Below are 13537 nucleotides of genomic sequence, written 5' to 3' on the forward strand. Positions count from 1 at the left end.
GACGGTGCTCCTTCGACTGTTGCCCGCTTCAAGCAATTCCAGGAAAAGCCTGAAGCGACTTCCAGGCGACGGCGTGCCGTCCCTGTCCTGCCGCCAGCTTTCCCTTGCCCGCTCCGGCTGTCAAGTTGGTCCGGGACACGCGAAACTAGAACAAAACGTAGACAAGTTCTGGCCTTTCGCTGCCGAATCACTACATTCGGGGGCGATGTCGGGCTTTTCCGAAGACATGCCTTTTTTCGATGAACCGAATGCGCGGCCCGCGGCGGCCCCGTCCGGCATAGCCGCGCGCGCCATGGCGGCGCGCAGCGGCCAGAACAGCGCGCCCGATTACCTGAAGGGTCTGAACCCGGAACAGCGGCTCGCTGTCGAAACGACCGAAGGCCCGGTCCTGGTGCTGGCCGGCGCCGGCACCGGCAAGACGCGCGTGCTCACCACCCGCATCGCTCACATCCTTGCCACCGGCAGGGCTTTCCCGTCGCAGATTCTGGCCGTCACCTTCACCAACAAGGCCGCGCGCGAGATGAAGCAGCGCATCGGCCATTTGATCGGCGAAGGCAATGTCGAGGGCATGCCTTGGCTCGGCACCTTCCATTCGATCGGCGTGAAACTGCTGCGCCGCCACGCCGAGCTGGCCGGATTGAAGCCAGATTTCACCATCCTCGACACCGACGACGTGGTGCGGCTGATCAAGCAATTGATCCAGGCCGAGGGCCTGGACGACAAGCGCTGGCCGGCCAAGACCTTCGCCCAGATGCTCGACAACTGGAAGAACAAGGGCCTCGGCCCCGACGAGATTGCCGAAGGCGATGCGCGCAGCTTCGGCAACGGCAAGGGCCGTCAGCTCTACAAGGCCTATCAGGAGCGGCTGCAGACGCTGAACTCCTGCGACTTCGGCGACCTGCTCTACCACCCGATCCACATCTTCCGCGCCTATCCGGACGTGCTGAAGGACTATCACCGCAAGTTCAAATACATACTGGTCGACGAGTATCAGGACACCAACACTGCGCAGTATATGTGGCTGCGGCTCCTCGCCCAGCGGCCGGAAGGCAAGCCGATCTCCCCCCTTGAGGGGGAGATGTCCGGCAGGACAGAGGGGGGGGCCTCGCGCGGCAAATCCCCCGTTAACATCTGCTGCGTTGGCGACGACGACCAGTCCATCTATGGCTGGCGCGGCGCCGAGGTCGACAACATCCTGCGTTTCGACAAGGATTTTCCGGGCGCCACCATCATTCGGCTGGAGCGCAACTATCGCTCCACCGCGCATATCCTCGGCGCCGCTTCGCACCTCATCGCCCACAATGAGGGCCGCTTCGGCAAGACGCTGTTCACCGACCGCGACGATCCCGAGGACGACAAGGTGCATGTCCATGCCGCCTGGGACTCGGAAGAAGAGGCCAGAGCCGTCGGCGACGCCATCGAGGCGTATCAGCGGCAAAAGCACAATCTCAACGACATGGCGATCCTTGTGCGTGCCTCCTTCCAGATGCGCGCCTTCGAAGACCGCTTCATCACGCTCGGCTTGAACTACCGCGTCATCGGTGGCCCGCGCTTTTATGAGCGCCTCGAAATCCGCGACGCGCTGGCCTTCTTCCGCGTCGTCGCCAACGGCGGCGACGACCTCGCCTTCGAGCGCATCGTCAACGTGCCGAAGCGCGGCCTGGGCGAAGCCACCATCCGCCAGATCCACGACACAGCGCGCGCCATGCGCATCCCGATGCTGGAGGCGGCTGCGACGCTTGCCGAAAGCGACGAGCTGAAGCCGAAACCGCGCGCGGCATTGCGTGAGGTCGCCGCAAATTTCGAGCGCTGGCAGAAGGCGCTGGAGACGACACCGCACACCGAGCTCGCCGAGACCATTCTCGAAGAGAGCGGCTATACCGACATGTGGAAGAACGACCGTTCGGCGGAAGCGCCCGGGCGGCTGGAGAACCTGAAAGAGTTGGTCCGCTCGATGGAGGAGTATGAGTCGCTCCGCTCCTTCCTCGAACATGTGGCGCTCGTCATGGATGCCGAGCAGAATGCCGAGCAGGACGCGGTCTCGATCATGACGCTGCATTCGGCCAAGGGCCTCGAATTCGAGACCGTCTTCCTCCCCGGCTGGGAGGAAGGCCTGTTCCCGCACCAGCGCGCGCTGGACGAAGGCGGCCGCTCCGGCCTCGAGGAGGAGCGCCGCCTCGCCTATGTCGGCCTGACGCGCGCGAAGAAGAACCTGCACATCTGGTTCGTCTCCAACCGCCAGATCCACGGCCTATGGCAATCGACCATTCCGTCGCGTTTCGTCGACGAGCTGCCGGAAACCCATATCGACATCGCCGAGGGCGGTAATTCCTACGGCGGCTACGGCAATCCCTATGGCGGCCGCGCCTTCGCCTCGGGCCGCGGTGGCGGCGGCCGGCAGAACCCCTACGGCGCCTCGCGTTTCGACAATGTCGGCGCCAAGGATCAGGGCAGCTTCTCCAACACCTATGCCACGCCCGGCTGGCAGCGCGCGCAGGCGAACCGCACCGAGGCGACCGACCGCAACTGGGGCACCCGCTCCGGCCACCAGGTCGAGCGCATCGGCTATGGCGAAACCGATAGCGGTTACGGCGCCGGCCGGACCTCGGTGAAGGGCCGCACCATCGAGGGCGAGTTGGTCGCCAAATCCGTCGCCGACACGCCGTCCGCCTTCAACGTCGGCGACCGCGTCTTCCACCAGAAATTCGGCAACGGCAACATCGCGGCGATCGAAGGCAACAAGCTCACCATCGACTTCGACAAGGCCGGGCAAAAGCGCGTGCTGGATGGGTTTGTCGCGCCGGTGTGAGCCCCCTCACCTGTACCTCGCCTGGTTCCACTTATGGCCGAGCAGCGACAGGATGATGATCAGCCCGTTGAAGAACTGCACGTAGAAGCCGCTCAGGCCCGCAGCCACCACGCCGGTCTGGATGAACGACACCGTGACCGCGCCGATCGCCCCACCGACGACGGTGCCGATGCCGCCCCAGGTCGGCGTGCCGCCGACGAACACCGACGCCAAAACCGGCAGCAGATAGCCGTCGCCCGCCGTCGGCCACCAGGTGAAGTTGATCATCACCGAGAACGTGCCGGCGATCGCCGCCCCGATGCCGGTGAAGACGAACACTTTCACCTTCACCAGCTTGACGTCGATGCCCATCTGCTTGGCGCTGTCCGGATTGTCGCCGACCACCCTCACCTGCGCGCCGAAGCGGTGCCGGTTGTAGAGCAGCGCCGAGAACACGACGAAGGCGATCGCCCAGAAGATCTGCACCGGAATACCCCAGATCTGGCTGGAGAAGATCTTGTAGGCCGCGCTGTCGGCCAGATTGGTCAGCGCCGTCGACTTGCCCTCGTTGATGATCTGGATCAGGCCGCGCAACAGGAAGTTCATGCCGAGCGTGGCGATCAGCGACGACAGCCCGCCATAGACGACCAGCGACCCGACCAGGAAACCGAGCAGCGTGCCGGTGACCAGCGCCGCCGCGATGCCGAGGAACGGATCGTAGCCGGCCTGCACCACCAGCGCGAAGACCCAGGACGCAAAACCCATCGTTGCCGGGAAAGACAGGTCGATCTCGTCGCAGGTGACGACGAAGACAAGCGGCACCACCACGAAAAGCGCAACGGGAAGCGTCGTTAGTACCGAGCTGTAGAGATACCAGGTCGTGAAGACGGTCGGGTTGGCGATGATGAACACCGCCATCATAACGATGAACACGGCAAGCGTGCCCAGTGACGCGCGGTTGTCGAGGACGAAGCCGCGCAGCCAGTGGTTGGACGGATGGCTCCATTCCTTGGCAGCCGGGCCGCTTGTTCTTCCGAGGGGAGTTTGCAGGTCGGGTTCCATAGCCTTGCTCATCACGCTCTCTGCTCCGCGCCCTCGTGCAACCCCGGCAAGCCGCCGGGATGCGCCACATCTTCCATGAAGTTGATCAGGTCCTCGGCAGACTTCACCTCGCTACGGTCGGCCGTCAGCGCCACCTTGCCGCGGTCGAGCACGACGAAACGGTCGGCGATGTCGAAGACGTGGTGGATGTTGTGGCCGATGAACAGGATCGAGCGGCCGCTCGCCCGCACCTGGCGCACGAAATGGAACACTTTTGCCGTCTCGGTCAGCGACAGCGCGGTCGTCGGCTCGTCGAGGATGATCAGTTCCGCCTGCTTATAGATGGCGCGCGCGATCGCTACGCCCTGGCGCTCGCCGCCCGAGAGCTGGCCGACGATCGAATGCGGCGTGAACACTTTCGAGGTGAAGCCGATCTCGCGCATCAGCCGGCTCGCCTCCGCGATCTCCTTGTTGACCTTCAGCCAGCCCATGAAGCCGGTTAGCTCGCGGCCCATGAAGATGTTGCGCACGATGGTCTGCTGCACGGCCAATGCCCGGTCCTGGAACACCGTCTCGATGCCGGCGTCGCGCGAGCGCGCCGCGCTCCATCCGGCGACCGGGTTGTCGCGTACGAGGATCTCGCCGCTGGTCGGTTTGACCACGCCGGACAGGATCTTGATCAGCGTCGACTTGCCGGCGCCGTTGTCGCCGATCAGGCCGACCACCTCGCCACGATCGACGCTGAGGTTGACGCCGCCCAGCGCATAGACCTGGCCGTAGGATTTCTTGATGTCGCGCAGTTCGATGATGCGTTCGCCCATGCGATCCTCGCTTGAATTGCTTGTTCTGCCGGCCTCGTCTGCCGGCGGTCCCGCCGGCCGGGTCAAGCCCGGCCGGCGGCCTGGGAGGTCAGCGCAGCGCCTGCTTGGCGAGCTCTGAGACGATCTCGTAGTTCTGCGGCGTCACGAAGCCGGCGCCGGTGTCGACATTCATGGGCGCCAGCCCCAGCACCACCTGCTGGCACAGGCTGAGGATCGGCAGGTAGCCTTGCATGAACGGCTGCTGGTCGGCCGTCAGTTGCACCCAGCCGCCCTTGAAGGCCTCGACGATCTGTGGGCTGGTGTCGAAGCCGAAATTGAAGATGTCGCCGGGCTTCCTGCCCGCCGCCTGCATATAGGTGGCGACATTGCCCAGCATCTGCCCGCCGGGATAACCGACCGCCTTGACGCCGGGATTGTTGAGCAGCGCGGCAGTGATCGGCGGGATCGCGAGATTGGGATCGGCTGCCCATTCGGTTTGTGAATTGATCTGAACGACATCGACGCCCGCCTCCTTCAGCGCGGCGACCGTCCCACGCTCGCGCGCGCCGCGGCTCTCATTCTCGAACGGGCCGATCATGATCGCCTTGTCGCCGGCTTTCAGCCCGGCCAACTTGAACGCCTCGGCGCCGAGCGCGCGCCCCTGCTGCTCCTGCTGCGCGCCGACATAACCGCCCCCGAACGCCGCCACCACAGTCGGCACCGGAACGTTCTGGTACATCATCTTGATGCCGTCCTTATGCGCCTGTTCGGCCAGCGGCATGATCGCGGCGTCGCCCGGATGGCCCATCATGGCGATGCCCTGGGGCTTGACGGCGACCGCCTCGCGCAATTGCTGCACCATCTTTTCGACGTCCCAACCGGAAAAGATGTAGTCGACCTTCGGCCCGAGATCGGCCGCTGCCTGCTTGGCGCCATTATAGACGATGGTGCCGAAGGCGTCGCCCTCGGCGCCGCCGACGAAGAAGCGGATGTGGACGTCCTTGCACCATTGGGCGTCAAGCGCCTTTGCCGGCAAGGTGGAAATCGAGGCGCAGAGCGCCGTGGCGGCCGCCACGACGGTCGAGCGCAGAACAGTTCTTCTGGTCGTGATGCTCATGCACGTTCCTCCCTTTTGGTCCCTCGCGATCAAGGGTTTTCAACAGTTGCTCGGATCGGCCGGCTCCTCCCGCCGGCCGGCACTCAAACCGGATTGGGCAGGTAGCTATTTCCTCCCCGGCATTGCTTGAGATATTCCAGCGCCCGGACCTGCCCGGTGATCTCGAGATCGTCGCGATAGACCGGGTCGTGCCATCCCTCGATGTCGATGGCGCCCTTGTAGCCGGCCAGCCGCAATTCGCTGATCACGCGCGTCCAATCGCTGTCGCCGAAGCCTGGCGTGCGCATCTGCACGAAAGGCAGGCGGCCGAACACGCCATGCTCGCGGATCACGTCCCAGCGCACCGTCGCGTCCTTGCCGTGGACATGGAAAATGCGCGGCGCCCATTTGCGGATCTGCGGGATCGGATCGATCAGGTAGACGAGTTGATGGCAGGGCTCCCATTCGAGGCCGAGGTTCTCATCCGGCACTTCGTTGAACATCAGCTCCCAAGCGTCGGGATTGTGTGCGATGTTCCAGTCGCCGCTTGCCCAGTTGCCGTCCATGGCGCAGTTCTCGAAGGCGATGCGCACGCCCTTATCGGCGGCGCGCCTGGCCAGAGGCCCCCACACCTCGCGAAAACGCGGCAGGCTGTCGGTCAGCTTCTTGCCACGGATGCGTCCGGTGAAGCCGCTGACCGTGGAAGCGCCGAACAGATGCGCGTTATCGATCACCGTCTCCCAGGCCGCGAGCACACCGCGATCGACCTCGCCGCTTTCGAGCGGATTGCCGAACACGCCGATCGACGACACCGTCACATCGGCATCGCCGATCGCTTCCTTGATCTGGCCGGCCAGCCTGGGCAGATCCTTGCCGCCCAGCGTCTGCCAGAAGAAAGGCTGCATGCTCTCGAAGCCAAGCGGCAGGATCTGCTTCACGTAGGCGGCCGGATCGTCGAGATTGGCCCGCACCATGGTGCCGATCCTGATATCGAGAAGCGGGTTCGGCATCGTCATCCTTCCTGGGTCGCGATCGCCACGCGCCGTCCGGTTTCCGCGCTTTCGATCGCGCCGAACACCATGGCGAGGCTTTTGATGTTGTCTGCGCCGCGGGTCTCCGGCTCGGTGCCGGTTTCGATCGCGCGCATGAAATCCTGGATGATGCCGAGATGTCCGCCGACGCGGTCGGCCGGATCGAGCGCCGGCACCTCGATGGCTTGCGTCTTGTCGATGATACCGTCGCGGCCGGACGCAACCACCTCCGCCTTCAGCCCGTCATCGCCGTCCCACAACAGGCTGCCCCGCTCGGCGACGATGCGCCAGCTGCCTTCCCAACTGGTGCGGAAACCATCGGCGCACCAGGAGCCGGCATAGGTGAAGACCTTGCCGCCGCCGAGGTCGAAGACGGCGCTCGCCGACGAGCCCTGCCGGTACCAGGAACTGGCCGGTTCCCATTCCTGGCAATAGACGCTGGCCGGCTCGCCGGCGACCATGTAGCGCGCGGCATCGAAGGTGTGGATCGCCATGTCGAGCAGCAGCACATGCGCCATCTCCTCGCGAAAGCCGCCGAAATGCGGCGCGATGAAGAAATCGGCATGGATGCTGGTCGGCTTGCCGATGGCGCCGGAGTCCAGGAAGCGCCGGATTCGCCTGACATTGGCGACATAGCGCCGGTTCTGGACGACGGCGTGGACGCGCCCGGCCTGGCGCGCCGCAGTGATGATGGCCTGCGCATTCTCGGGGCTGTCGGCCAGCGGCTTTTCGGTGAGCAGGTGGCAATGATGGGCAAAGGCCGAAAGCGCGACCTCGCGGCGGGCCGCCGGCACCACGACATCGAACACGGCGTCGGGCTTCGTCTGATCAAGGACGGCGTCGAGGCTGGTGCCGATGACTGCGTTGGCGAGATCGTATTCGCGCGCCCTCGTCTTGGCCCGCTCGGCATCGAGATCGACGAGGCCGGCAATGGCAAGCCTGTCGATCCGCCTTGCGGCATCGAGCCACTGCTTGCTCATGGCTCCGCACCCGACCAGGACGACCTTCATCATCCAGCGCTCCTCCTCCGCTCGGCCCCCTCCAGGCCGAGTATCACGGCATCCACGGCATCACCGTAAACGTTTTTCCGTAAACGTTTACGAGAACACACCCGATGGCGTAGAATGTCAATCACCTGCTCGCGAAAAATCGACATCCACTGCTTGGCCTGAAGGGCGGCTGGTGCTAGCGAAGGCAGGGGGAGAACCGGCCTTGGCGTCCAGCATCCACGATCTCGCGCGTCACCTGAACATTTCGATCGGCACCGTGTCCCGCGCGCTGAACGGCCGCGCCGATGTCAACGCGGAGACGCGCCAGCGCGTGCTGGAGGCCGCCAGGAAGCTGAACTATTCTCCCAACCAATCCGGCCGGAGTCTGAGGAAAGGCGCCACCCATTCGATCGCCTTCATGCTGCAACCGCATCCCGGCGACCAGCAATATGGCGAGCCGTTCTTCATCCCGTTCCTGATCGGTCTGCAGGCGCGGCTCGCCGAGCATGACCTGGATCTGATGGTCGTCATGGGCGAGCCCGGCCAATATCAGCAAGAGAGGCTCCGCCGCGTGGTTGAGACGCGCCGGGCCGACGCGGTCGTGCTGGCCAACACACGGCGGGAAGACGATCGGATCGACTATCTCAGCAAGGCTGGCTTTCCCTTCGCCACGCTTGGCCGAAGTCAATCCGGCGGCGACACCTATCCTTCGCTCGATATCGATTTCGAGAGGGCCGGCGATGAAGCCGTTGACCGGCTGGTCGCGCGCGGCCACCGCCGCATCGCCGCCATCCGCCCTTCGCTTGATCTCAACTTCGGCTACCTATTCCTCGACGGCTACCGCAAGGCGCTGAAGCGGCACGGCCTCGAAGTCGACCCCGGCCTGATCGCCGACGGCTTCATCAACGAGACCGGCGGCTACCAGGTGACGCCGCGCGTGATGCTCTCCAGGGACCGGCCGACGGCCATCATCTTCAACAATGACGCAATGGCGCTCGGCGGCTGCAAGGCGCTGGCCGAGATGGGCATCAGGCCCGGCCACGATATCGCGGTGATCGTCATCGTCGACACGCCACTCTGCCGCTATTTCTCGCCGGCGCTGACCGCCTTCCGACCGTCGCTGGAGCCCATGGGAAGACGTCTGGCCGAGATGCTGCTCGCCTCCCTTCCCGCCTTCGCAGGTCCCGAAGGCACACGCATCATCCGAGAAGTCTGGCCGTTGGAGCTTGTCGCAAGAGAAAGCGATTAGCGCCTTTTCCTTCTCCCCTTGTGGGAGAAGGTGGCCGAGCGAAGCTCGGTCGGATGAGGGGTGCTCCAGGGAAAGCCAACGCCTCGCTCCGCTAGAACACCCCTCATCCGTCTCGGCGCTATCGCGCCGATCCACCTTCTCCCGCAGGGGGAGAAGGAAGAAGCCGTCGCCTGTCACGCAACCATCACGTTCGCGTCCTAGACCGCTCGATGGCAAGGGCTGGCCGTATCGTCAATGCCGCGCCCTTTTGAGCTCGTTGGCCGCTCTGCTCGTCACGAAGGGGATATCGATGAAACATCTCAACCGAACCGTCGCGCTCGGCGCGGCGCTTGCCCTGTTCACCGCCATGACACCGGCGCTCGCCGACGGCGTCGCCTATGTCAATAAGGGGCTCGTCGGCATCGGCCGCATTCCGGCCGGCCAGAAGGACAAGTTCGGCGAGACTTTCGGGTCGGGTTCCGGCATGGCGATCGACACCAAGGGCTGGTCACGCGACGGCGCCGGCTACAAGGGTTCGCTCTGGCTGCTGCCGGATCGCGGCTACAACGTCGCCGGCACCACGGACTATCGCGCCCGCGTCAACACGATCGCGATCGAGCTCTCCCCAACCGCGCCGGGCGCCGCGCCCGCCGCCGGACAGGAACAGACCGGCGTCAAGGCGACGCTTGCCGACACCATGCTGCTGACCGATGACAAGGGCGCCGACACCACAGGCCTCGATCCGCTGAACGGCGTGCGCGAAGCTGCCGGCGACATGCCGATCCTGCCGCAGGCCGACAATGGCAAGCTTTCGCTGGACGACGAAGCGATCGTGCGCCTGCCCGACGGCACAATGTTCATCTCCGACGAGTACGGCCCCAACATCTACCGCTTCTCGGCCGAAGGCCGTCTGATGTCGGCGACGCAGCCGCCGGCGGCCCTGGTGCCGATGCGCCACGGCAAGCCGAACTTCGCTTCCGACAATCCCGGCCCGGGCGCCGCCGAGCCCGACCCGAAGGATCCCGAGACCGGCCGCCAGAACAACCAGGGCCTCGAAGGCATGTCGTTGACGCCGGACGGCAAGTTCCTGATCGCGGTGCTGCAGTCGGCGACCCGCCAGGACGGCGGCGATTCCGGCTCGACCCGCCAGAATACACGCGCGCTGGTCTATGACGCCTCCGACCTCGCCCACCTCAAGCTGGCGCACGAATATGTCGTGCCGCTGCCGGTGTTCAAGGACGCCAAGGGCAAGACCAAGGTGGCCGCGCAGAGCGAGATCGTGGCGCTCTCCGACACCAGCTTCCTGATGCTGGCGCGCGACAGCGGCAACGGCCAGGGCGTGAAGGGCGACGAGTCGCTCTACCGCAAGATCAACATTGTCGATCTCTCCGGCGCGACCGATATCGCCAACGGTCCTTTCGACGCGGCCGACAAGCCGGTCGCGCCGAAGGGCGTGGTCGATGCGTCGGTGACACCGGCGAAGCTGACGCCGTTCATCGACATCAACGACCCGGCCGAGCTCGGCCGCTTCGGCCTGCACAACGGCGCACCGAACGACAAGAACAACCTCTCGGAGAAGTGGGAGGCGATGTCGCTGGCCCCGGTGCTCGACCCGAAGCTGCCCGACGACTATTTCCTGTTCGTCGCCAACGACAACGACTTCCTCACCCAGGACGGCTTCCAAGTCGGCGCGCCCTACAAGGCCGATGATGGCGCCGATGTCGACACCACCTTCCTGGTCTATCAGGTCACCCTGCCCGGCCTTTCCAGCAACACCCAGTAAGTCGCCTGGCCATCTGCCTCGCCCGGAAAGGGGTGCATGTGCCTCAGGCCTGCGATAGCATCGCAGGCCTGACTCATTTCCGGTGCCTCCATGGATGACAAAAAGCCTGCCCGCCCGGGCGTCGGCGACCTGACCAGCGGGCCGATCCCGCGCACGCTGCTGTTGTTCGCGCTGCCGGTGCTGGGCTCCAACGTGCTGCAGTCGCTGAATGGCTCGATCAACGCGGTCTGGGTCGGCCGCTTCCTCGGCGAGGCGGCGCTCACCGCCACCTCAAACGCCAATCTGGTGCTGTTCCTGATCCTCGGCACGGTCTTCGGCATCGGCATGGCGGCGACCATCCTGGTGGCGCAATCGGTCGGCGCCCGCGACTTGCCTGAAGCAAAGCGCATCGTCGGCACCAGCGCGACCTTCTTCTTCCTCATCTCGGTCATATTCGCCGTCTGCGGCTGGATCTGGGTCGACGCCATCCTCGCCGGGCTCGGCACGCCGGCCGACGCGCTGCCGCTGGCGCGCAGCTACCTGCGCATCATCTTCGCCGCGGTGCCGATGACGAACCTTCTGTCCTTCGTCATGACCGTGCTGCGCGGCGCCGGCGACTCGGGCACGCCGTTTGTCTTCATGGCGCTGGCGGTCGTTCTCGACGTCGTGCTCAATCCGCTGCTGATCCGCGGCATCGGCCCCTTCCCCGAACTCGGCATCGCCGGCTCGGCCACCGCGACGCTGATCGGCCAGACGGTGAGCGTGATCGCCATCCTGATCGTGCTCTATGTCCGCAAGCACCCGCTGCGACTCGCGGGTACCGACCTTGCGCTGCTTAGACCCGATCCGGCGCTGCTACGCATCGTCGTCTTCAAGGGCACTCCGATGGGATTGCAGATGATCGTCATCTCGGCCGCCGCGCTCACCGTGATGGGCATCGTCAATTCCTATGGCTCGCAGGTCGCCGCCGCCTACGGCATTGCCGCCCAGCTCTGGACCTACATTCAGATGCCGGCTCTCGCCATCGGCGCCGCCGTCTCCTCCATGGCGGCGCAGAATGTCGGTGCCGGCCGCTGGGACCGCATCGGCAAGGTCGCGGCCTCAGGCGTAGGCTTCAACCTGATGCTGACCGGCGCGCTGGTGGCGCTGCTCTTCGTCTTCGACCGCGCCGTGCTCAGCCTTTTCCTCAGCGGCGACAGCACCGCGATCGACATCGCCGCCCACATCAACAAGGCGGCGTCCTGGTCGTTCATCCTGTTCGGCATCACCATCGTCTTGTTCGCCACGGTGCGCGCCACCGGCGCCGTCATGCCGCCGCTGGTCATCCTGGTCATCTCGGTGCTGATCGTGCGCACCGGCTTTGCCTACTACTTCAGGAGCTGGATCGGCCAGGAAGCGCTGTGGTGGAGTTTTCCGGCCGGCTCCATCACCTCGCTGGCGCTGGCCGCCGCCTATTACCGCTTCGGCCGGTGGCGGACCATGCATATGATCGAGGACAGGCCGGCCGCCGGCGAGCCGCCGGACACCGGCCTTGGCTTGCCGCGCCAGCGTGCCAATCTTGCCCCTGAGACGCCGGCCAGTTGAGGTCCGCTACCGCACGTATTTGGCGCCGAAACCCAGCGCGACCAGCGAGAAAGCCGTGATCATTCCGGCAAAGGCCAGGCTTGCCGTCGTGGCATTGGTCAGGCTCGACAGGACGCCAATGCCGATCACCGGCAGCGCATTGCCGCAGAAGCAGCAGATGAAGAATGCCGATACCACTTCGGCACGACGGTCTGCCGGCGCGATTTGGTTCACCACTTGCAGGCCGCCGCGATAGCCGAACGCCCCCGCCACGCCGCAGACCGCTGTCGCAATGATCATCAGGACCATCGAGGCATAGACCTGCGCCGCCACGATCAAAGCTGCGGTCGGGATCATCAGCACCAGCGCGGCGAGCATGGTGGAGCGGCTGGTGAGCCATGTGGTGCCGACGATGGTCGCCGCCGCCACGATCGACAGCTCAAAGAAAAGTCCACCTGCCTCCGCGTGGTTGGCGACATGCAGTTGCTGCGCCAGGATGCTTGGCGCCAGCGCCGCATAGAAGCCGACCAGCGCCATCGCGCCGAAGCCCGTCACCGCCGGCGCGACGAATTGAGCGCGGATGTTGTCGGGCACGGAGAGTTGCGGCCGCAGCGAGACGGCGGAGAGCCGTCCGGGGCAGGAGACCGTTTCGCGCGTGCGCCAGATCAGCAAAGTGACCACCGCAAGCAGGACGAGATAGACCGCGAATGTCAGCCTGAGCGGCCACGGCGCATATTGGGCAAGCAGCCCCGAGATCAGCGCGCCAACCCCAAGGCCGATGAAGTTGGTGCTGGTGGCGATGACGGCGGCGCGTGACTTGTCCTGGCCCTCGATCAATTCGGCAAGCCAGGCGGTGCCGGCGCCTGCGCCGACACCGATGCCAAGGCCGCTCAGAATGCGCGCGATGTCGAGCCAGGCGAGATTTTCCGCGAACAGGAAAAGCAGCGCGCTGACCACGGCAACCGCCATCGCGGCGAGCGCGGCGGGACGACGGCCGACGACATCCGACACCCGGCCGAAGAACAGCAGCGCCGTGAGATTGCCGACGACGTAGACGGCATAAACCAGCGTCAGCGTGATCTGCGAGAAGCCGAAGGCCTGCTTGTAGATCACGTAGAGCGGCGTCAGCGCAGTGCTGCCGGCAAAAAGCGCGGCGATCATGGCGGCGACGGCGGCCTTCGCGGCGTTCCCGCCAAGCTCATTGTCACGCGTCATGGTTTGAGCGTAGCTGGTCATGGC

General features: G+C 65.2%; 10 protein-coding genes. 4 read left to right on the forward strand and 6 right to left on the reverse strand.

Features of this window, described 5'->3' with window-relative positions; translation table 11 throughout:
* Window positions 1-205: 205 nt before the first annotated feature.
* Complete coding sequence (locus tag EN869_RS15825; protein ID WP_127228894.1) at window positions 206-2809, forward strand: UvrD-helicase domain-containing protein; 2604 nt, start codon at window positions 206-208, stop codon at window positions 2807-2809.
* A gap of 6 nt (window positions 2810-2815) precedes the next feature.
* On the opposite strand, the gene EN869_RS15830 is transcribed toward EN869_RS15825, so the two are convergent.
* The 5 genes from EN869_RS15830 to EN869_RS15850 form a co-directional block, all read right to left on the reverse strand.
* Window positions 2816-3862 (reverse strand): ABC transporter permease, encoded by a 1047-nt coding sequence (locus tag EN869_RS15830; protein ID WP_127228895.1) that lies wholly within the window; start codon window positions 3860-3862, stop codon window positions 2816-2818.
* The gene (locus EN869_RS15835) at window positions 3862-4650 is read right to left on the reverse strand and encodes an ATP-binding cassette domain-containing protein (protein WP_127228896.1); all 789 of its coding nucleotides are present in this window, start codon (window positions 4648-4650) and stop codon (window positions 3862-3864) included. The genes EN869_RS15830 and EN869_RS15835 overlap by 1 nt, the downstream gene beginning before the upstream one ends.
* Before the next feature lie 88 nt (window positions 4651-4738).
* On the reverse strand, window positions 4739-5746 hold the full coding sequence (locus EN869_RS15840) for a substrate-binding domain-containing protein (protein WP_126060124.1): 1008 nt from the start codon (window positions 5744-5746) through the stop codon (window positions 4739-4741).
* 83 nt (window positions 5747-5829) lie between these two features.
* Window positions 5830-6735, reverse strand: a complete 906-nt coding sequence (locus EN869_RS15845; RefSeq protein WP_189341208.1) for a sugar phosphate isomerase/epimerase — start codon at window positions 6733-6735, stop codon at window positions 5830-5832.
* 2 nt (window positions 6736-6737) lie between these two features.
* On the reverse strand, window positions 6738-7769 hold the full coding sequence (locus tag EN869_RS15850; protein WP_127228898.1) for a Gfo/Idh/MocA family oxidoreductase: 1032 nt from the start codon (window positions 7767-7769) through the stop codon (window positions 6738-6740).
* 199 nt (window positions 7770-7968) lie between these two features.
* Here EN869_RS15850 and EN869_RS15855 point away from each other — a divergent pair, with 199 nt between their 5' ends.
* From EN869_RS15855 to EN869_RS15865, 3 genes are all read left to right on the forward strand, one after another.
* A complete protein-coding gene (locus EN869_RS15855) occupies window positions 7969-8994 on the forward strand; it encodes a LacI family DNA-binding transcriptional regulator (protein WP_127228899.1) in 1026 nt (341 codons plus the stop codon).
* A 346-nt stretch (window positions 8995-9340) separates the two neighbouring features.
* Window positions 9341-10756, forward strand: coding sequence for an esterase-like activity of phytase family protein (locus tag EN869_RS15860; protein ID WP_245489347.1), 1416 nt, complete (start codon window positions 9341-9343; stop codon window positions 10754-10756).
* A 90-nt stretch (window positions 10757-10846) separates the two neighbouring features.
* The gene (locus EN869_RS15865) at window positions 10847-12319 is read left to right on the forward strand and encodes an MATE family efflux transporter (protein WP_127228901.1); all 1473 of its coding nucleotides are present in this window, start codon (window positions 10847-10849) and stop codon (window positions 12317-12319) included.
* A 6-nt stretch (window positions 12320-12325) separates the two neighbouring features.
* On the opposite strand, the gene EN869_RS15870 is transcribed toward EN869_RS15865, so the two are convergent.
* Window positions 12326-13534: an MFS transporter gene (locus EN869_RS15870; RefSeq protein ID WP_127228902.1), complete on the reverse strand. Its 1209-nt coding sequence runs from the start codon at window positions 13532-13534 to the stop codon at window positions 12326-12328.
* Between the last annotated feature and the right edge of the window lie 3 nt (window positions 13535-13537).

Origin of the sequence: Mesorhizobium sp. M2D.F.Ca.ET.226.01.1.1 (assembly GCF_004022705.2) — a bacterium.
Taxonomy (GTDB): Bacteria; Pseudomonadota; Alphaproteobacteria; order Rhizobiales; family Rhizobiaceae; genus Mesorhizobium.